Source organism: Streptomyces sp. S186 (assembly GCF_051603415.1).
Classification (GTDB): Bacteria; Actinomycetota; Actinomycetes; order Streptomycetales; family Streptomycetaceae; genus Streptomyces.
In genome coordinates, this window is the sequence record NZ_CP193932.1 from 705,239 (window position 1) to 723,835 (window position 18,597).

At 69.9% G+C, this 18,597-nt stretch carries 19 protein-coding genes; 9 read left to right on the top strand and 10 right to left on the bottom strand.

Annotated elements, in window-relative coordinates:
- Positions 1-40 precede the first annotated feature (40 nt).
- Positions 41-1,648, bottom strand: a complete 1,608-nt coding sequence (locus ACRAS8_RS03095; RefSeq protein ID WP_438484202.1) for an alpha/beta hydrolase — start codon at positions 1,646-1,648, stop codon at positions 41-43.
- 351 nt (positions 1,649-1,999) lie between these two features.
- On the opposite strand from ACRAS8_RS03095, the gene ACRAS8_RS03100 reads away from it, so the two are divergent.
- The 4 genes from ACRAS8_RS03100 (at position 2,000) to ACRAS8_RS03115 (ending at position 4,208) form a co-directional block, all read left to right on the top strand.
- Positions 2,000-2,383 carry a hypothetical protein gene (locus tag ACRAS8_RS03100; RefSeq protein ID WP_438484203.1) on the top strand — a complete coding sequence of 128 codons (384 nt, stop codon included), beginning with the start codon at positions 2,000-2,002 and terminating at the stop codon, positions 2,381-2,383.
- Positions 2,384-2,392: 9 nt separating this feature from the next.
- Complete coding sequence (locus ACRAS8_RS03105) at positions 2,393-3,262, top strand: hypothetical protein (RefSeq protein WP_438484204.1); 870 nt, start codon at positions 2,393-2,395, stop codon at positions 3,260-3,262.
- A 70-nt stretch (positions 3,263-3,332) separates the two neighbouring features.
- Entirely contained in the window at positions 3,333-3,758 is a 426-nt protein-coding gene (locus tag ACRAS8_RS03110; protein ID WP_438484205.1) for a roadblock/LC7 domain-containing protein, read from the top strand.
- Between the two features lie 75 nt (positions 3,759-3,833).
- Positions 3,834-4,208, top strand: a complete 375-nt coding sequence (locus tag ACRAS8_RS03115) for a hypothetical protein (protein ID WP_438484206.1) — start codon at positions 3,834-3,836, stop codon at positions 4,206-4,208.
- Positions 4,209-4,238: 30 nt separating this feature from the next.
- On the opposite strand, the gene ACRAS8_RS03120 is transcribed toward ACRAS8_RS03115, so the two are convergent.
- The 6 genes from ACRAS8_RS03120 to ACRAS8_RS03145 form a co-directional block, all read right to left on the bottom strand.
- Positions 4,239-5,060 (bottom strand): urease accessory protein UreD, encoded by an 822-nt coding sequence (locus tag ACRAS8_RS03120; protein ID WP_438484207.1) that lies wholly within the window; start codon positions 5,058-5,060, stop codon positions 4,239-4,241.
- Positions 5,057-5,767, bottom strand: coding sequence for an urease accessory protein UreG (gene ureG, locus ACRAS8_RS03125; protein WP_438490334.1), 711 nt, complete (start codon positions 5,765-5,767; stop codon positions 5,057-5,059). Before ureG ends, ACRAS8_RS03120 begins: the two co-directional genes overlap by 4 nt.
- A 62-nt stretch (positions 5,768-5,829) precedes the next feature.
- Entirely contained in the window at positions 5,830-6,504 is a 675-nt protein-coding gene (locus ACRAS8_RS03130; RefSeq protein ID WP_438484208.1) for an urease accessory protein UreF, read from the bottom strand.
- Between the two features lie 42 nt (positions 6,505-6,546).
- Positions 6,547-8,268, bottom strand: a complete 1,722-nt coding sequence (locus ACRAS8_RS03135; RefSeq protein WP_438484209.1) for an urease subunit alpha — start codon at positions 8,266-8,268, stop codon at positions 6,547-6,549.
- Positions 8,261-8,662, bottom strand: coding sequence for an urease subunit beta (locus ACRAS8_RS03140; RefSeq protein WP_438484210.1), 402 nt, complete (start codon positions 8,660-8,662; stop codon positions 8,261-8,263). Before ACRAS8_RS03140 ends, ACRAS8_RS03135 begins: the two co-directional genes overlap by 8 nt.
- Before the next feature lie 17 nt (positions 8,663-8,679).
- Complete coding sequence (locus tag ACRAS8_RS03145; RefSeq protein WP_026248132.1) at positions 8,680-8,982, bottom strand: urease subunit gamma; 303 nt, start codon at positions 8,980-8,982, stop codon at positions 8,680-8,682.
- A gap of 535 nt (positions 8,983-9,517) precedes the next feature.
- Between ACRAS8_RS03145 and ACRAS8_RS03150 the strand changes: the two genes are divergently transcribed.
- Positions 9,518-10,465, top strand: a complete 948-nt coding sequence (locus ACRAS8_RS03150) for a M28 family metallopeptidase (RefSeq protein WP_438484211.1) — start codon at positions 9,518-9,520, stop codon at positions 10,463-10,465.
- Between the two features lie 54 nt (positions 10,466-10,519).
- On the opposite strand, the gene ACRAS8_RS03155 is transcribed toward ACRAS8_RS03150, so the two are convergent.
- From ACRAS8_RS03155 to ACRAS8_RS03165, 3 genes are all read right to left on the bottom strand, one after another.
- Positions 10,520-10,834 (bottom strand): type II toxin-antitoxin system Phd/YefM family antitoxin, encoded by a 315-nt coding sequence (locus ACRAS8_RS03155; protein ID WP_438484212.1) that lies wholly within the window; start codon positions 10,832-10,834, stop codon positions 10,520-10,522.
- Between the two features lie 629 nt (positions 10,835-11,463).
- Entirely contained in the window at positions 11,464-11,685 is a 222-nt protein-coding gene (locus ACRAS8_RS03160) for a hypothetical protein (RefSeq protein ID WP_438484213.1), read from the bottom strand.
- Between the two features lie 362 nt (positions 11,686-12,047).
- Positions 12,048-14,042: an FUSC family protein gene (locus ACRAS8_RS03165; RefSeq protein ID WP_438484214.1), complete on the bottom strand. Its 1,995-nt coding sequence runs from the start codon at positions 14,040-14,042 to the stop codon at positions 12,048-12,050.
- Between the two features lie 974 nt (positions 14,043-15,016).
- Here ACRAS8_RS03165 and ACRAS8_RS03170 point away from each other — a divergent pair.
- The 4 genes from ACRAS8_RS03170 (at position 15,017) to ACRAS8_RS03185 (ending at position 18,500) form a co-directional block, all read left to right on the top strand.
- Positions 15,017-15,442, top strand: a complete 426-nt coding sequence (locus ACRAS8_RS03170) for a thiol-disulfide oxidoreductase DCC family protein (protein ID WP_438490335.1) — start codon at positions 15,017-15,019, stop codon at positions 15,440-15,442.
- Between the two features lie 176 nt (positions 15,443-15,618).
- A complete protein-coding gene (locus tag ACRAS8_RS03175) occupies positions 15,619-15,786 on the top strand; it encodes a hypothetical protein (RefSeq protein ID WP_438484215.1) in 168 nt (55 codons plus the stop codon).
- Between the two features lie 240 nt (positions 15,787-16,026).
- Positions 16,027-17,904, top strand: coding sequence for an alpha/beta fold hydrolase (locus ACRAS8_RS03180; RefSeq protein ID WP_438484216.1), 1,878 nt, complete (start codon positions 16,027-16,029; stop codon positions 17,902-17,904).
- The gene (locus tag ACRAS8_RS03185) at positions 17,901-18,500 is read left to right on the top strand and encodes a hypothetical protein (protein WP_438484217.1); all 600 of its coding nucleotides are present in this window, start codon (positions 17,901-17,903) and stop codon (positions 18,498-18,500) included. Before ACRAS8_RS03180 ends, ACRAS8_RS03185 begins: the two co-directional genes overlap by 4 nt.
- Positions 18,501-18,597 lie beyond the last annotated feature (97 nt).

An 18,597-nucleotide genomic window follows, 5' to 3' on the forward strand; every position in this document is an offset into this window, starting at 1 on the left:
GGCGGCCGGGAAGGTCTGCTCCCGGCCGCCCCGGCGGTGTTCAGCCGGCGGCCCCGGCCTTCTGCTTCTCCGGGACGGGCGTGGCGTGCGGCCCGCAGACGACGTCCTTCGGGTCCGTGGTGCCCTTCAGGAAGTACGCGTCGACGCGGTTGTTGATGCACGGGTTGACCAGGCCGGTGACGCCGTGCGAACCGGCGTCCCGCTCGGTGATCAGACGGGAGCCCGCGAACCGCTTGTGCAGCTCGACGGCGCCGCCGTACGGGGTCGCCGCGTCACGGGTGCTCTGCACGATCAGCACCGGCGGCAGGCCCTTGCCGGTCCGGACCTCGACCGGGGTCTGCTGCTTGACCGGCCAGCTGGCGCAGGGCAGGTTCATCCAGGCGTTCGCCCAGGTCATGAATGGTGCCTGACGGTTGATGCGGGTGTTGTCGCGGTCCCACCTGGGCCAGCTGGTGGGCCACTTGACGTCGGTGCACTCGACGGCGGTGTAGACCGCGTTGCCGTTCTCCGCCTTGGCGTTGGCGGCCTTGTTGTCGGGGTGCGGACCGGCGTTGTCGATCAGCGGCTTGCTGTCGCCGGCGGCGTACGCGCTCCAGACCTGGGCGACCTCGGCCCACGAGCTGTCGTAGTACGGCGCGTTCTGGAAGTAGGCGATGAGTTCGGCGGGGCCGACCACGCCGCCGACGGGGTGCTTCGCGGCGGTGGCGCGCAGCTGCTGCCAGGCCGCCTCGACCTTCTGCGGGGTGTTGCCGAGGTGGTAGGCGGCGTCGTTCTTCGCGACCCACTTCTGCCAGTCGCCCCAGCGGGTCTCGAAGGCGGTGTCCTGGTCGAGGTTGGCCTGGTACCAGATCTTCGCGCGCGAGGGGTTGGTGACGCTGTCGACGAGCATCCGGCGGACGTGGTCCGGGAAGAGCGTGGCGTAGACGGCGCCGAGGTAGGTGCCGTAGGAGACACCGAGGTAGTTGAGCTTCCGCTGGCCGAGCGCGGCGCGGATCACGTCCATGTCGCGCGCGGTGTTGGCCGTGGTCATCTGCGAGAGCATCGCGCGGCCGGTGCGCTCCAGGCAGCCCTGGGCGTACGCGTACGCGAGCTTGCGCTGGGCGCGCTTGTCGGCCTCACTGGACGGCACCGGGTCGGCCTTGGGGGCCTTGGTGAACTCCTGCGGGTCCTGGCAGGAGATCGGCGCGGAGTGGCCCACGCCCCGGGGGTCGAAGCCCACGAAGTCGTAGGCCCGGGCGGTCTTGGCCCACAGCGGGTTCTTGGTGGTGATGCGGGCCGGGAAGCGCATGCCCGAACCGCCGGGCCCGCCGGGGTTGTAGAGGAGGGCGCCCTGGTGCTCCTGCTTGCCGCCGGTGGCGACGGCGCGGTCGACGGCGATCTTGAGGGTGCGGCCGTCGGGCTTGGCGTAGTCGAGCGGGACGGTGACGAAGCCGCACTGGATCGGGGCCTTCATGCCCCAGTCGGCGGGGCAGTTCTGCCAGTTGATGCCGGCCTTGGCGGCGCGGGCGGCGGCGAGCGCGACGCCGCGGGCCTCGGCCGTGCCGGCGGGCCGCCGCTCACCGGCGGTGGCGGGCGTGGCTATCGCGCCGGCGAGCAGCGCACCGGTCACCAAGGTGCCGGCAGCGCCGAGCGCTACTTTTCTTCTCACGTGGGTCGATCCCCCAGTTCGGTGCGCCGCCCGGGGCGGCGGTGATCACAGCGGTACAGGGGGATCCTGTCGTGTACGGACCACATTTGAACAGGTTCGGCCGCCATTTCTTTACCAAGCTGTAGGGCGCGGGGAGTTGCGCGGCGGCCCACGGTCAACAGGGCGCCGAAACGGGCCGCGGAGGAGCGAGAACAGGTCAATTGCCCCCGGCCTCGCGCATATGCCGGTGTCGGCCGCAGCGGCTTCAGTAACCTTCCGTGCAGGCTCTCCCACGCACCGCCACGTGGGAGGGCCTCCGTGTTGTGCCCGTGTGCTGCGCCGTGCAGCGTGCCCGCCGGAGGGAGTCGTCAGGTGCCCGGTATCGACCAGGTGTTGGCCCGTGCGATGGGGATACCCGGAGTCCTGGGAGCCGGACTGACCGACTGGACCAGCGGTCTGACCCTGGGGACGGCCGGCCGGGCCCCGCACGGCGACCACGACGCGGCCGCCGCGGACACCGCCGAGGTCGTCCAGGCGGTGGCCCGCAACGCCACCTTCGACACCGCGGACGGCGACGGGGAACCGCTGGAGGACCTCATCATCACGGCGGGGAGCAGCTACCACCTGATCCGCCTGGTGCCCACCGCCTTCGACAGCCGGACCTGTCTGCACCTGTGGCTGGACCGGACGCAGGCCAATCTCGCCATCGCCCGACTACGACTGCGGGAACTCGCCGCGGAGCTGGTGACGAGCTGACGTCCCGTCATGACGCGGATATCACCTCCCGGTTCGGGCCACAACGCCGATGGCGGGCGCCGGCCCGGCCCGCTCGACCGGTACGCCGCCGAGCGCGCCACCGGTGCCCTGCGCGGCCCGGCCGGCTGCGTCTACCTCCACGAGGGCGCGGTCTACTGCGTCGAGTGCCCGGCGGCCCCCGGCGTCGGCGCCCGGCTCGCCATCGCCGGACGGCTCCCCGCGGAGCACTGGCGGCGGGCCGAGCACACCGCGGGAGCGCGCCACCGCGGCGGCCAGTTCCTCCTCCAGCAGGGCTGGCTGACCCGCGGCGAACTGGAGCTCTGCCAGCTCGCCGCGCTGCTCGACGCGGCCTGCTTCGTCCTGCCGGCCCAGCCCGGCGCCACCTCCTTCGCGCGGGGCGACGCGCACTGGCTGGGCGTGATCCGCCCGGTCGGCGCCGCGTCGCTGCTGGCGGCGGTGGCCCGCCTGCGGGCCCAGCTCGACGGGCTGGGTGCCTGGGCGGCGGCGGACGGCGCGCCGGTCGTCCCGCTGCCGCCGGAGCACCCGGGCCGCCCGCCGCTCACCGGCCGCCAGCGGTGGCTGCTGGCGCACGCCGACGGCGTCCGCACCCCCGGCGAACTCGCCCACGCCCTGGGCCAGTCGGCGTTCCTGACGCTGCTGGAGGTGCGGCGGCTGGCCGCGGCCGGGCGGGTGCGACTGCCTCCGCAGGCGGCGCTGCCGCGGCGGCGCCCCGGGGCCGTCCCGCCCGGGCGGCGTACGCGGGAGGCCGCGGCGGGCGCGCCGGTGTGGCATCTGCCGGAGCCGGGCGCCCTGGAAACCACCGACCCGGACGTCGCCCTCCTCGTCCGTCTGCGCACCGCACTGGAGGAGAACCTGTGAACCCTTGCGAATCCCGGCCATGAGGCACGTGTTCGGAATACGTGCCAGGAAAAGGAGCGTCGAAAGACCGATGACGAGCGAGACCGAGGCGATCACGTCCGGGATCCGGGACGAACTGCTCGCGTTACGCGATCACATACGGCATCTGCACGGCGGAATGGTGGCGAGCGCGGACGGCATGGTGATCGCCCACGATCTGCCGGATATCGAGCCCGACGGACTGGCCGCGCTCACCGCCGCGGCGATCGGCGTCGCCAAACGGCTGACCGACGCCACCGGGCAGGGCGGGTTCGAGGAATCCCTGACCCGCGGCAGTCGCGGCTATATCGCGGCGTACGCGGCCGGGAACCGCGCCGTGCTCACCGCCGTGGCGGGTCCGGACACCAATGTCGGGCGGCTCCACCTCCAGGCCCGGCGGACCGCCGCCCGCATCGCGGCGCTGCTCGACGCGCCGCCGGGCGGCGCCACCAACCACCGTACGGCGGCCGCCGATTGACGGCCCCGGAAACCGACCTCCCCCACCACGACAGTCCAGCGAATTCAACGAATCCACGGAAAGGCTCGACCCCTCATGGCGAATATGGAAACCGCACTCGGTGAAGCGATGTCGACGATCGAGGGCGCGATAGGTGTCGCCCTGGTCGATCACACCAGCGGAATGGCGCTGGCCACCTTGGGCGATCCTCAGACCTTCGACCTCAATGTGGCGGCGGCCGGGAACACCGACGTGGTGCGCGCCAAGCTGCGCACGATGCAGATGCTCGAACTCCAGGGCGCCATCGAGGACATACTGATCACCCTGACCTCGCAGTACCACATCATCCGGCCGGTGACGGGCAAGAACGGCAGCGGTCTCTTCCTGTACCTGGTGCTGGACCGCAAGCGCGCCAACCTCGCGCTGGCACGCCACCGCCTCGCCCGCCTGGAGGCCGAACTGGAGGTGTGAGCCCCTCGGCCGGCCGCGGCGGCGGCCTCCTCAGCGGGCCGCCGCGGCGTCCAGCAGCCGTCGCAGCGACAGGCCGTCCGGGGCGACCGCGGTGGCCAGCGCGGCGGGCCCGGCGAGCGGGGCCAGGACGCCCTGGCCCGCGCGGTCGCCGACCGCGCCGGCCGCGCCACCGAGCAGCCGGACCTCGGCCGGCTTGTCGCCGAACTCCGGCCCCGCGAGCAGGAGTTGCCCCACGGCGCGGTGGCCGCCGAGGACCGCGGAGGTGTCCCAGCCGGGCGCTCCGGGCCCGTAGGCGGTCTCCTGGTCGAGCAGCGTACGGCCGTCCTGACGGAGCGTCAGGCGGCTGTGGAGGGCGCCGGTGTGCTCGCCGGTGCGGCCGAGGATCTGCTCCTCGCGGAACACCAGCCGGGCGGTGGGGGCGAGGTCGATGGTGGTGGTCATCCGCAGGTCGCTGCCCTCGGCGGAGATCAGCGGCTCCGGGAGCCACTCCAGCAGGGCGCCGTCGCCGACCGTCAGACGGACGTCGTAGGTGGCGGGGTCGCCGGTCCGGCCGGGCAGCGCGACGGTCGCGGCGGCCGCGGTGATCCGCAGCGAGGTGCCCGCCTCGGCGGTGGCCTCGATGCGCAGCCGGTCGCCGCCGAGCGGGGCGCTCATCGCCCCGACGAGACAGACCCGGGCCTGGTCGGCGTGCGACTGGACGCGGCGGAGCGCGAACGGGCCGCCGCCGTCCAGGACGGGCAGCCGGCTGACGCCCCGGGCGTCGGCCCGTGCCGCGATACGGGCGGTGGCCCGCAGGCCGCCCGCCGGAAGGGCGGCCCGCGGTGCGGTGGGACGGGGAAGGGTGCGGGTCATGCCGGGGCCGCGGTCCAGTCCGCCAGCCGCTCCCGGACCCACGCGGCGACCGGCGCGACACCGCCGGGCTGCTTCAGTGCGGTGAAGGCGACGGGCAGGTCGCCGCGCTGGGCCTTGGCGTCGCGGGCCATGCCGTCGAGGTCGACGCCGACGTAGGGGGCGAGGTCGGTCTTGTTGACGACCAGCAGGTCGGCGGTGGTGACGCCGGGGCCGCCCTTGCGCGGGATGTCGTCACCGCCGGCGGTGTCGATGACGAAGATCTGGGCGTCGACCAGGCCCTTGGAGAAGGTCGCGGTGAGGTTGTCGCCGCCGGACTCGATGAGGATCAGGTCGAGCGGGCCGGCGCCCCCGGAAGCGAGTTCGTCCTCCAGGTCCTCGACGGCTTCGAGGTTGGCGGAGATGTCGTCGCGGATCGCGGTGTGCGGGCAGGCTCCGGTCTCCACCGCCCTGATCCGCTCGGCCGGCAGCACCGCCTCCCGCAGCAGGAACTCGGCATCCTCGCGGGTGTAGATGTCGTTGGTGACGACGGCGAGGGACAGCTCGTCGCGCAGCTCCCGGCACAGGGCGGCGACGGTGGCGGTCTTGCCGGTGCCGACCGGACCGCCCAGGCCGATGCGCAGGGCGCGCCGACTTCCGTCGGCACGCACGGGGGCGGCGGCGCTGTACGTGTGCCGCTCGGGGAAGCCGTCCTGGTGGTCAAGGTGCATGGTCACTCCGGTGGTTCGTACGGCCGCGGGGTGCGCGGCGCGGTGGGCGGGCGGACGGAAGGTCAGGACGCGAAGAGCCGTACCGGCCAGGCGGCGTGTGCTTGCGCGGCGATGTCGAGCAGCGGCGCGGAGGCGGCGGGCAGGGCGTCCGGTCCTTCGGTGCCGGCGCGGCGCGCCGCTTCGGCACCCTGTTCCGCGACCTGGTCGAGGTCGCCGGTGAGGCGGGCGAGGACGGCGGTGGCGTCGAAGGGGTCCAGGCTCAGCAGGCGGACCGCGGCGGTGGCCGGGCCGCTGACGTTCTCGTAGGCGACCGCGTAGGCGGCGTCCAGGGGCGTCAGTCCGGCGGACCGGGCGGCCAGACCCAGGACGACGGGCTGGTGGGCGCCGCGCGGGCGGGCCGCGGCCAGCGCGTCGAGTTCGGGTCCCGGCCAGGTGGCGCGGGCGGCCCGCATCATCTGCCGGCCGAGCCGGCGGGCGACCTGGCGCAGCGCCGGGACGGGCGTGCGGGCGTCCGCGGCGTCGTCCAGGACGAGCGGGTCCAGGCCGGCCGCGGCCGCGGCGGCGAGGCCCGCGGCGACCAGGCCCGCGGTGTGCAGCCGGCCCCGGCAGAAGGTCTCCAGGGTGGCGGCGTCCTTGATGTGCCCCGCGGTGACGGCCGGTTCGGCGCCGCCGGAGTGGGCGTGCCCTCCGGCGGGGAACCGGCCGTCGGCGAGGACGAGCAGCGCGGCGCGGTTCATCGGTGGTGCTCCGGATCGTTCGGTGCCGGCACGGTCGGCAGGTCAGAAGAGGAAGTACCGCTGGGCCATGGGCAGTTCGGCGGCGGGGGCGGGTTCGACCACCTCGCCGTCGATGGTCACCGTGAAGGTGTCGGGGTCGACGTGGACGCGCGGCAGGGCGTCGTTGTTGCGCATGTCGGCCTTCGTGACGCCACGGGTGGAGCGGATGGCCTCGAAGGACTTCGCCAGCGGGAGGCGCTCGGGCAGGTTGTCCTCCAGGGCTTGCTGGGAGACGAAGTTGACCGAGTTGCTGCCGGGGGCCTTGCCGAAGGCGCCGAACATCGGGCGGGGCAGGACCGGCTGCGGGGTGGGGATGGACGCGTTGGCGTCGCCCATCTGCGCGTAGGCGATCTGGCCGCCCTTGATGACGAGCTGCGGCTTGACGCCGAAGAACGCCGGGTCCCACAGGACGAGGTCGGCGAGCTTGCCGCTCTCGACCGAGCCGACGAGGTGGTCGATGCCCTGGGCGAGGGCCGCGTTGACGGTGTACTTCGCGACATAGCGGCGGGCGCGGTGGTTGTCCGCGCGGCCGTCGCCGGGCAGGGCGCCCCGGCGGCGCTTCATGACGTGCGCGGTCTGCCAGGTGCGCAGCACGACCTCGCCGATCCGACCCATGGCCTGGGCGTCGGAGGACATGATCGAGATGGCACCGAGGTCGTGCAGGATGTCCTCGGCGGCGATGGTGGAGGGCCGGATCCGGGACTCGGCGAAGGCCAGGTCCTCCGGGACCGCGGGGTTGAGGTGGTGACAGACCATCAGCATGTCGAGGTGTTCCTCGACGGTGTTGACGGTGTGCGGCCGGGTGGGGTTGGTGGACGCGGGGAGCACGTTGGGCTCGGAGACCATCGCGATCATGTCGGGTGCGTGGCCGCCGCCGGCGCCCTCGACATGGAAGGCGTGGATCGAGCGGCCGGCGATGGCGGCGAGGGTGTCGCCGAGGAAGCCGGCCTCGTTGAGGGTGTCGGTGTGGATGGCGAGCTGAGCGCCGCTCTCCTCGCACACCGACAGACAGGCGTCGAGGACGGCGGGGGTGGCGCCCCAGTCCTCGTGGATCTTGAAGCCGAGGACGCCGGCCCGCAGTTGGTCGCGCATCGACGGCAGGGACATTGTGTTCCCCTTGCCCAGCAGGCCGACGTTGACCGGCAGGTTGTCCATCGCCTCGAAGAGCCGGGCGAGGTGCCAGGCACCGGGGGTGATGGTGGTGGCCTTGCTGCCCTCGGCGGGGCCGGTGCCGCCGCCGATCATGGTGGTGATGCCCGCGGCCAGCGCCTCGTCCGCCTGCTGGGGGCAGATGAAGTGGACGTGGGTGTCGATGCCGCCGGCGGTGAGGATCTTGCCGTTGCCCGCGATGACCTCGGTCTCCGGGCCGATCACCAGGTCGGGGTGGACGCCGTCCATGGTGTCGGGGTTGCCGGCCTTGCCCAGCGCGGTGATCCGGCCGTCGCGGATGCCGACGTCTGCCTTGACGATGCCCCAGTGGTCGAGGACCACGGCACCGGTGATCACGGTGTCCGGGGCGCCCTCGGCGCGGGTGACACGGGACTGGCCCATCGACTCGCGGATCACCTTGCCGCCGCCGAAGACCGCTTCGTCGCCGGCCAGGCCGGGGCCGCCGGAGCGGTCCTCGGTGATCTCGATGACCAGGTCGGTGTCGGCGAGCCGGATCCGGTCGCCGGCCGTCGGGCCGAAGAGGTCGGCGTACTCCTGGCGGGTCAGTTCAGGCACCTCGGACTCCGTTTCCTTCTTCGCCCGCCGGGCGACGGTGCGGGTCGTTCCACGGCTGGGGCCCGGTCGCCGCCGGCGCGTCGCTCACATCGAGGGCACCGCCGGCCTGTCCGCGCAGGCCGGCGACGATCCGCTTGCCGCCGATGGGGACCAGCTCGACCTCGGTGGGGATGCCGGGTTCGAAGCGCACGGCGGAGCCGGCCGGGACGTCGAGCCGCTTGCCGTGCGCGGCCGCGCGGTCGAAGTCGAGGCCGGGGTTGGCCTCGGCGAAGTGGTAGTGGGAGCCGACCTGGACGGGGCGGTCGGCGGAGTTGAGGACGGTCATGCGCGTGCGGGGGAGGCCCTCGTTGAGGCGCACCGGCTCGTCGGCGTGGAGGATCTGTCCCGGGATCATGTTCGGCTCTCCCGCGGTCAGTTGATGGGTTCGTGGACGGTGACGAGCTTGGTGCCGTCGGGGAAGGTGGCCTCGACCTGGACGTCGTGGATCATCTCCGGGACGCCTTCCATGACGTCGTCGCGGGTGAGCACCTTGCGCCCGGAGGACATGAGCTCGGCGACGGTGCGGCCGTCGCGGGCCCCTTCGAGGATGTGTACCGTCAGCAGGGCGATGGCTTCGGGGTGGTTGAGCTTCACACCCCGGGCCCGTCGCTTTTCGGCCACGTCTGCCGCCACATGAATCAACAACCGTTCCTGCTCATGCGGGGTCAGCTGCATACGTTCCACCTCACAGGTTTTCGCCCGGCGCATTTACCCAGGTCACAGGCGTGGGCACACCCGTCTCGTTAGATGTACCACACAGTGATTAAAGGCGAAGCAAACCGACTTTCAGCACTTGACCATCAACTTCCTCATCGCGGAAGTCTAGTTGGGCGAGATTTCGACGCTGTTACAGCGAGCGGCGCATTCCACGGCCCTTGTCACCCCTGACGTAACACGCCGGAAATCACCAGGCGTTACCGGCGGCAAACCGGCACCACGGCGACAGCCTTCCCACCTTCGAGGCCGAGGGCCGCACGGATTCCGGGTGGCGAATTCCACACCCCAACACCCTTCCGAAATACGGAATACCGGAAACGATGCCGCGTAATCAACCGGGATCATCTCCCCCAAAGCAGGCATGCATTCCGTTGCACGAACGCGGGTGTCCGGTATCCGCCCTTGACGGATTTCCAACGCGATCGCGATCCTCATGCCCGCGTCAACAATTCCGCTGCGCTTCACACCCCCCACAACAGCATCGGAGCCCTCCGTGACTCGCTCTACCCGCATCCGCCGGGCGGCGCTCGCCGCCGGCACCTGCACCGCCGTCGCCGCCCTGCTGGGCACCGCGGCGATCGCCCAGGCCACCACCCCCGCAACCCAGGGCGCGCCCGACATCCCGGTGGCCGGCATCAAGGCACACCTCGACCAGCTCCAGTCCATAGCCGACGCCAACGGCGGCAACCGCGCCCACGGGCAGGCCGGTTACCGGGCGTCGGTCGACTACATCAAGGGCAAGCTGGACGCGGCCGGCTTCAAGACCGCGGTGCAGGAGTTCACCAGCGGCGGCGCCAAGGGCTACAACCTGATCGCCGACTGGCCCGGCGGCGCCGAGGACTCGACGGTGATGGTCGGCTCGCACCTGGACTCGGTCGACGCCGGCCCGGGCATCAACGACGACGGCTCCGGCTCGGCCGGCATCCTGGAGGTCGCCCTGGCCGTCTCCCGGGAGCACCTCAAGCCCGCCAAGCACCTGCGGTTCGGCTGGTGGGGCGACGAGGAGGACGGCATGGTCGGCTCCCAGCACTACGTCGACACTCTCGGCGCCGACAAGTCGAAGATCTCCGCGTACCTCAACTTCGACATGATCGGCTCGCCGAACCCCGGCTACTTCGTCTACCACTACGACGACAAGCTGGCGAAGGTCTTCACCGACTGGTTCGCCACCAAGAAGATCGCCACCGAATGGGACACCGAGGGCGCGGGCCGCTCCGACCACGCCTCCTTCCAGAACGCCGGCATCCCGGTCGGCGGGCTCTTCTCCGGCGCCGACTACATCAAGACCGACGCCCAGGCGAAGAACTGGGGCGGGACCGCGGGCAAGGCGTTCGACGCCTGCTACCACCGCTCCTGCGACACGTCCAAGAACATCGACGACACCGCGCTGCACAACCACACCGACGCGATCGCCAACGCCGTCTGGCAGCTCAGCTCCTGACGCCGCGAGCGCGCCGACACCCGCCGCCCCGCGCGGCCGTCGGCCGCCCCGCGGTCACTTCTCCCGACCCGGTCGCCGATCCCCGGCGGCCGGGTCGCGGTGTTGTGCCGCGATGCCGAAGCGCTGCTGTTCACCGGGAGCGGACGACAGCGACCGCACGGACGACACCGTGCTGATCACCTCGGGCTGCTCCCCGGTCTCCTCCTGGCGCCCCGGTTCTTCGAGTCGTTCCAGGTCAGCGGCGGACACCAGCGCCACCAGGGGCTTGCCGTGGCGGGTGACGACCACCCGCTCGCCGCCGTAGACGACGCGGTTGATCAGATCCGCGAGCTCGGCCCGGGCTTGCGTCACCGGAATTTCGTAGGCCATGCTTCTAGCCTATGTAATGTCCACCTGGTCCAGCGAGGTCCGTGGCGACAGCGAAGATCCAGGTCAGAGGTGTTCGCGTGCTCCCGTGCGCTCTCGTGTGTGAGAGATGTGTGAGACGAGGTGAGACGGCTCCACCAGCCCCGCACGGAGCTCCAGCGAGGCGGGGCCTGCCCGTCGACGCACCGGGGGCAAGGCGGATCTTCGCCCAGCCCCCACATCGCCGAGCAGGTGGCGGCTGCGGGATCGCCGCAAGCCGTGGGATGCCAGTGCGAGGTCGTCGCCGCGACCAACGGCGTGCCGCTCACCCGGCCGGCCTCGCCCGGTGGCTCTTCCAGCTCGACATCGACGGAGGGAGTCTCGGTGTCTCTCGACAGCGCGGACGCAGCCCTCAACGCCCCACTGCGGCCGTCCCCGTCCGGGCCGGTCGGCCACCGCGAACTCCCTCGACGATGCCGTTGGCGCTTGGGTGCAGGCGGCATGACAGGCTGGGGCGGCGCCTCACGAGGCGTCGATGGGCTGGGGCTGTCCCGGTCACGGCGATCCTGGTGCACGGGTCGAAGGCGGCACCGCTGCTCGCCGGCCACCGCGGTGGCGAGCCTGCCGACCTGTCCGCACCCGAGGATCTGGCGTTACAGGGGCGCGCGCCCGGCCTCCACGGCGGTCTGCCGCCAGGCATCGCGTTCGGCGCGACGCCACAGGCCATGGTCCAGAACGACGTCGTTGCCCGCCTCGATCTCCCTGGCAACCTGTTGCCGGATCGCCTCCACCACGGGCCGCTCCCGCTCGAAGTGCGTGTTCTCCGGGTAGTCCACGCCGTACCGCCCGTGGATGCGGAATACCTCCTCGTCCACGCCGTGTACGCGGCGGTCGCAGGGAGCGAACTTCCTGCTGCCGGTCGCGTCGGCTCAGGGGTTTCGCCGTCGGCCCGAACGTCTTGCGCGGCGCGGAGAGTGATGTCGGTGGCGCGTGCGAGATGGCCCTGGTGCCGCCAGGCGCTGGAGACTTCCCGTGGGCCTTCGGCGATCGTCAGCGGATCTCCGGCCAATGCGTGCGAAGTTCAGCGCGCGGCGCGCGGTCCGCGGTGATCGTTACGAGGCCGTCCTCGCCGAGCTTGAGGCACAGGCGAGCGGCGATGGTGCAGAGGTCGGGGCGACGCTTCTGCCGTCCGCAATTCGCCCGGCTGTAGAGGGCATCACGAGTCCCCCGATCAACATCACTTGCCGTCGGGTTGACGGGCCTCCCACCAGCGTTTCAGCGGCGGTACCCGGGTCATGAGCCACTTCCACCAGCCTCGCTCGCCGTTGGTTCCGACCGCCATCCAGTGCCACCTGGCCGCCGTATGTGCCTTCTCGCGCGGTTGGGCCGCGGTCTCGGCGGCGAGCAGGGCGTGGGTCTCGGCGAGAGCGGCGGTGAGGGGGGCGAGTGGCCGGTCTTCGTGGGGTGGCGTGACCGTCTTCGGTGGCTGCGCGCCGCGCAACCAGTGTGTCAGGGAGTGCAGTTCACCGGTGTGTACGGTCACTTCGTCGGGTGTGGGCGGTGCTGCGCCCCCGTCCACCGAGGTCATCGTTGCGGCTACCGCGGCCGCCACCCGCCCGGTCTGGGCGACCACCGGAGCCAGGTGGGCCGCGCGGTGGCTGATAGGGGGCTCGGCCAGGGTCTGGTCCAGGACCGACTGGGCATGGCCGATTGCCGCGTGCATCGTCCGGCGGCGCAGGGCCCGTTCGCGTGAGCCGGTCGGTGTGGGGCCGGGTAGCAGGGCCAGGTAGGCGGCGATCGCCTCGTACGCGTCGGCAGTGGCCTGGCGCAGCGCCCGGCCCCGGTGTTCGGGCCACAGCAGGTAGCCGAAGACGAGAACGATGGCGCACCCGATCGCTGTCTCCTGCATCCGTACCGGCACCAGGGCGCCTGCGCCCGCGGAGGTGAGACGCTCGGTCAGCAACAGGATCGCGGCCGTCAGAAATGCCGTCTGCCAGCCGTAGTTGCACAAGATGCCCAGGGAGAGGCAGGCTCCGAGGGCTGCCAGTACCACCGCGTCTGTCCAGCTGCGGGGCAGCCAGCCGATCACGGCTGCGGCGATCAGGACCCCCAGGGCCGTGCCGAGCGCGCGCAGCAGGGCCCGTACGAACACCGAACCGAAGTCCGGCTTGAGGACGAACACCACGGTCAGCGCGATCCAGTATGAGCGTTCCAGCGCCGGGATCCGGGCGAGTGCGGCGGCGATGCCCACGCACAGGCCGAGGCTTGCCGCATACGTCCACGATGGGCCGGACCGTAGGACGCTTCTGATCTTGCGGGCGTCGCCGCGCAGGCGCCAGGCGTCCTCGGGCATACCGAGCTGCGCGTTCACCAAAGCGCCGTTGGCATTGGTCCGCGTGGCGGCTGCCGCCTCGGACAGGCCGCGCGCGAGGGCCTGTTGGGTGGGGCCCAGGGGTTTGGGGAGGTTCTTGGGAGGGATGGCGTGCCGTCCTTCGCGTACCGCCTGGGCCACTTCGCGCAGCATCGCCAGGTGCTCGGGGGCGTGGGCTGCGGGGTGGTGACTGTGGGCGTGGGCAGTCTCCAGGAGCGGGGAGGCTGCGTTGAGGACGGTCACCAGGCGGCCGGCCGGTCCGCCCTTACGGGGTGGGCGGGGCCGGTGCAGGATCACCATCTCATACGCTGCCTTGAAGGCGGCGCGCGCCCGTCCCGCCGCCGCTTCGGCCGCGTCCCGATCCCGTGTGGCCAGGGTGTCGCCGATCGCCTCGTACACCTCCGCGACTGCCCCTCGCTCCGGCGCGAGCCCTCGCAGCGGCCAGGCGGCCAGCGCCAGCGCGGCGACGATCAGGCTGCCGGCCAGGAGCAGCAGCGCGGTCAGCCAGCCCGGCTCGGGGGACGGCACCCCGCTCCAAATCACCACCGCCACCAGGGCGTTCATGCCCCAAGTGGAGGTGATCGAGCCGATCCGACTCACCGCTCCCGCCATCACGGCCAATGCGGTCAGTACGGCCACCAGCATCCAGCCGTACCCGGCCAGCAGGGTGCCGAGCAGGCATCCGGCGGCGTTCGCGAAGGCTTGCGGCACCAGACGCACCAGGCGCTTGCGATACGAGCCGACCTGATCGGCCAGGATCGCCGGGAACACCCCGAAGGCCACCAGCGTCCCCAGATCCCCACGCCCGCACATCACCCCCACGGCGACCGGCCCGCCAAGGCCGACAGCCGCACGCGTCATCGCGGAGCGATTCCACGGACCCCGACGGCTACCGACCGCGTGCCGCAACCAGGGCACGGCCGGGAATGAACGGGCGGACCGGCTGCGCGGCATACGGCTCCTCGCTCTGGCCTCGGGGCGTCACGACGTACAGACGCAGCCAGATGTACGAGACGGGGGCCGCTGCCTTGCGGTGACACCCCGGTGCGGGGCGGGTCTCCCCTGGCCGGAGCAGTCACAGCAACAGGAGAACCACCCGACAGCTGGTGGACGACCCTGACCAGGCCCTCGACGTCCGCCGTGAACTGGGCGCGTTCTTCGGCGTCCTTGGCTTGTGGCTCCTTGAGTTCGACGAGGAGCCGGTGGCGCCGTGCAACCACGCAGTCGGGCGGTTGCGACGGAACCGGGTGCTGCTGCCGGGCCTCTCGGCGCTGGCCCGGCGGGTCTTTCGAAGTCCGCACGTTCGTGGAGAAGCGGCTGCCCGCCACGGTGGCCAAGGCCGCGCGCCGCACGCCGGGGCTGGCCCGATATGACAGCCACACCGACCCCAGCGACCTACCCCCGGCGCAGTCACCCCGGCACTCAAAACTATGCGCGAAGAACGGATCTAGTAGCCGCGGTGATGCAATGTTGCGGCGGCAGGGAGCCTCATCAGGCTGCACCACGCCGATACCGGTGTCGTGCCTCACCTGCTCTTTCATCGTTAATTCATCGGCCGTACTTAGCTTTGACGCCGTCCAGTGATGGCAGAGTGCGCAGCGCCAGTCGCCTACTGCATTTCATTCTTCCTTAGTGGAGGTGAATTTAGATGGTCAGGGCCGTCGCGAGAAGGCCACCGCCCCCACGCAATGGCCTCGCGGGCCAGTTTCGGGCACGGCCAGGTCCTCAGCACGCGAAGCTGCCGCTAAGAGACAAGTGCCGGTACATTACGGTGCGGCGAGGGGTGGCGCGTGGCTGTCTTCACACAGATGGCCACACACGGCATGACTTTCACCATGCGGACTAGACCTGTGCTCGTCTACGACGGAGACTGCGCTTTCTGCACCACCTCGGTCATGTTGGCCGAGCGGCGTTTTCGTCTCTCGTGCGAGATCACCCCTTGGCAATCAGCGGATCTCGGCTTCCTCGGCGTCACCCAGCGGCAGGCTGAATACGAACTGGTGTGGGTCACCCCGACCGGGACGGTATACGGTGGCGCGCAGGCGGCGGCCAAGGTGCTCATGAGCGCGGGCGGGGGATGGACTCTCGTTGGCGCACTGCTCACTCTGCCGCCCTTGCGCTGGATCGCACACGGTGTGTACCGGCTCATCGCGAACAATCGCCAGCGGATGCCGGGGGGCACACACGCCTGCGCGCTGCCAGCGGACCAGCGGTCGAATCCACCGTCGCAGTCGTCCGGTCATCTTGGAGCGGGGGCGTAGCCGCAAATCTGCCTTCTCAGCCCCACATCGGTCACCTCGGCAGGCCGGAAACTGTTCTGGGAATCTTCACTGCCGTCATTCATGCTACCGCCTGCACGCGTAATGGCGTGGAGGGCGGTATATCCCTGGCGCACATCCTGAGCCAGGGAAGGAATCGATACAGGAGGAAAGCAAACATGGAAGACATGAAGAGCATCGAAGTGTTCGCGAACTCCACGCTCACGCTTCCCATGGACGAGCAGGCCAACAAGTCCATGCAGGAGGTGGCGCCGGTGATCACCTCGACGCTCAGCTCTGACGTGAATGTCCACGCGAACAGCCAGGGGTGCTTCATCGGCTTCTAGCCGTTATCGCCCGAATCGGCACATCCCGCCATCGACTCTCGCTTTTCGGTAATCGGCAGGGAATTCCCTCCGACGGTCCTATGCGCGAAAACAGGAACGGTTTTCCGGACAGTGCGGTGGCATACCGGATCACGTACCGCTGGTGAACTCGGATACACATCGGCTTGGCCCGCGCGCATGTGCGAGCCAAGCCGATGTGCGGGACATCACCGACCGGAAGAAAGAAACGGTGGAGGTAGTATGAGTCTACTCAGGAAGATCGCGGTGGATGTCTTCAAACCCTGGCCGGTGTCCAGGGAGACAGCCATAGGAGTGGGCGAACGCCTTGCAGCGGCAACGACCTTAACCTCATCCCTCGAATACCTTACGCAACGGCGCCAGCTCAAAAAGGGCGGCCTGAACGACTGGGACATCACAAAGGACTACTACAGGGCATCGTCCCCTGTGACCCGAAAGCTTCTGGACCTGCTCAGTAGCGAACAGGTCACCACCGCTGTGCACGTGGCGGAAGCCGTGATAAGCGCAGGGCTTCTCCTCCCTGGAAAGAGCCGGTGGCGCGGCGCGGGGAGTCTCTTTCTGAGCACGACGACAACACTGCTCTACCCCCGGCACCGTTACGGCACAGACGGATCGGACCAGGTGACCATGCTGGTGCAGATGGCCGCGGGCGCCGCCAGACTCTCCAACACCTCGCAGGTCAAGGATGCGGCCCTGTGGTACATGGCCTTGCAGTCGAACCTGTCGTACGTGGTGGCAGGATGGTTCAAGCTGGTGGGGAAGCCCTGGCGGGATGGATCCGCTCTGGGTGATGTGCTGCGCACGAAAACGTACGGGAATCAGACAGCGTTCAGGCTCACCCGCAAGTACCCTCGTGCCAGCCGTGCGCTGGCCCATGGCGTACTGGCATTTGAGTGCCTGTTCCCTGTCGCGTATCTCGCGGGAGGAAGGCTGGCGCGCCCCGTAATATCCAGTGCTGTGGCCTTCCACGTCGCCAACGGATTCGCGATGGGCCTGGGGCGCTTTGCCACCTCGTTTCCCGCCATGCATCCGGCGGTCCTGTACACCGCGGCACCCACGAGCCATCCGAAGATATCCGGACGCGATGACCGTGCTGCCGTACTGGCGGGAACGACTCTTCTAGTGACCGCGGCGGCTTCCGCTGTGGTCGCCGTACAGCGCCGGATGCGCGTTCGGCAACCCCGGCCCGGGGCGCGCACCGTGACCACACGGCATGGGAACGTTCTCCGCTACGAGTTGCTGTCCGAAGGAGACCAGGACAAGTCGATCCTCATCTTCTGCAACGGTTTGGGGACTCCGTCTGAGTACTTCGCGTGGATCACCGAGTATATGACCAAAGAGACGGGATACGGAGTTCTCACCTACGACCGGCCCGGATACTGCGGAAGTAACCGGCACAGCAAGGCGCCGTTCAAGTTGGATGAGGCGGTTGACGACCTGCACGATCTGGTCGACGAGGCAGTTCCCACCGGGCGCCGGATCGTACTGGTGGGCCACTCCTTGGGCGGGGAGATAGCGCGACGCGCCGCGCACCGGCTACAGGACCGGATACACAGCGTGGTCTACCTAGACTCCTCCCACCCGGCAGAACTGAGCCGTTCCCCCCAGCAGGACAAGACAGCGCGGGACGCACGGGAGTCCATGACGGTGATGATCTGGTCTTTGCGCGCGGGCGCGGGGCTGGTGATGATTCCCGCCAAGGGTGTGGCTTCGCTCCCCCCTGCGTACCGGTCGCCGGCTTTCGCTCAGTACGCGGACACACGTGCGTGGACGGCGGCACGGCGTGAGTGGAACGCGGTGCTTGCCGAGTTCCGGACGTTCAGCGGGGATCTGCCCCCCATTGAAACGCCCGCCCTGGTCGTTTCGGCGCAGCAGACCGTCGACCGCGATCCGGAACAGCTGGTCATGCATCATGAGATCGCCCAGGCGCATCGCGGAGAGCAGCGTCTGGTCGAATCAACGGTCATCGAACGCGCAGCCCACGAGACCCTGCTCACCAACGCCGAGTACGCGGTTCCACTGGCTTCCCGTATTGCCGGCTTCCTTGAGGCGGCAGCCACAGCTTCCCGAGACGAGCCGGCGAAGGAGCAGACAACGTGAAAGCGGGACAGTACATCAGGGGACTCGTGACAGGACCCGGGAGCACAACCAGGACCGCCGGTGCGGTGCTCGTGGTGACTACCATCCTCAACCAGCACTACAGCCCGGCCTTCATGCGATTGCAGGACAAGGACATCCTGTCCTTCCTGCCGAACTGGCGGTTCTTCGCGCCACGCCCCGCGACACACGACCACTGCCTCGTCTACCGCGTACTGGAGCGGGGCGGTGAAACAACGCCCTGGAAATCCATAAGCACCATACCTGAGAGGAAAGCAGTCCACATATTGTGGTATGCCGACCGGCGCACAGAGAAGTCTGTGTTCGACGCGATCAACGAGATACTTCATTTCATGAATCAAAGCTTCTCGTTTATCACGCAACTTACCGGATACCGGTTGCTATCGGCGTACATCATGAAACGATACGTTTTGGAGCAGAACGGCGACGCCCAGGGCTTCCAGTTCGCCGTCATCCGCTCCCCCGGGTACGACGAGACAGCAGAACCGTCAACCTTGTTCGTCTCGCCCTACATCCCGATAGGAACAGAACAAGCCCTTCCTGGAGGGCATCCGGAGTACGCCGGGAACGGGAAATAGCGCAGCGGATAATCACCTCGTGCAGTTCTTCCGGAAGCGTGTAACGCGCAAACCCCAGCGCAAATCCACAACCGAGGATGGCGTAGAGATCGCCTGC

What these genes read in the sequence shown, in the direction of transcription:
- ACRAS8_RS03105 (WP_438484204.1), top strand. Translation starts at nt 2,393, where the DNA reads ATGACGCGGATATCACCTCCCGGTTCGGGCCACAACGCCGATGGCGGG.
- ACRAS8_RS03110 (WP_438484205.1), top strand. Translation starts at nt 3,333, where the DNA reads ATGACGAGCGAGACCGAGGCGATCACGTCCGGGATCCGGGACGAACTG.
- ACRAS8_RS03115 (WP_438484206.1), top strand. Translation starts at nt 3,834, where the DNA reads ATGGCGAATATGGAAACCGCACTCGGTGAAGCGATGTCGACGATCGAG.
- ACRAS8_RS03120 (WP_438484207.1), bottom strand. Translation starts at nt 5,060, where the DNA reads ATGACCCGCACCCTTCCCCGTCCCACCGCACCGCGGGCCGCCCTTCCG.
- ureG (WP_438490334.1), bottom strand. Translation starts at nt 5,767, where the DNA reads ATGCACCTTGACCACCAGGACGGCTTCCCCGAGCGGCACACGTACAGC.
- ACRAS8_RS03130 (WP_438484208.1), bottom strand. Translation starts at nt 6,504, where the DNA reads ATGAACCGCGCCGCGCTGCTCGTCCTCGCCGACGGCCGGTTCCCCGCC.
- ACRAS8_RS03140 (WP_438484210.1), bottom strand. Translation starts at nt 8,662, where the DNA reads ATGATCCCGGGACAGATCCTCCACGCCGACGAGCCGGTGCGCCTCAAC.
- ACRAS8_RS03145 (WP_026248132.1), bottom strand. Translation starts at nt 8,982, where the DNA reads ATGCAGCTGACCCCGCATGAGCAGGAACGGTTGTTGATTCATGTGGCG.
- ACRAS8_RS03155 (WP_438484212.1), bottom strand. Translation starts at nt 10,834, where the DNA reads ATGGCCTACGAAATTCCGGTGACGCAAGCCCGGGCCGAGCTCGCGGAT.
- ACRAS8_RS03165 (WP_438484214.1), bottom strand. Translation starts at nt 14,042, where the DNA reads ATGACGCGTGCGGCTGTCGGCCTTGGCGGGCCGGTCGCCGTGGGGGTG.
- ACRAS8_RS03170 (WP_438490335.1), top strand. Translation starts at nt 15,017, where the DNA reads ATGCGGACTAGACCTGTGCTCGTCTACGACGGAGACTGCGCTTTCTGC.
- ACRAS8_RS03175 (WP_438484215.1), top strand. Translation starts at nt 15,619, where the DNA reads ATGGAAGACATGAAGAGCATCGAAGTGTTCGCGAACTCCACGCTCACG.
- ACRAS8_RS03180 (WP_438484216.1), top strand. Translation starts at nt 16,027, where the DNA reads ATGAGTCTACTCAGGAAGATCGCGGTGGATGTCTTCAAACCCTGGCCG.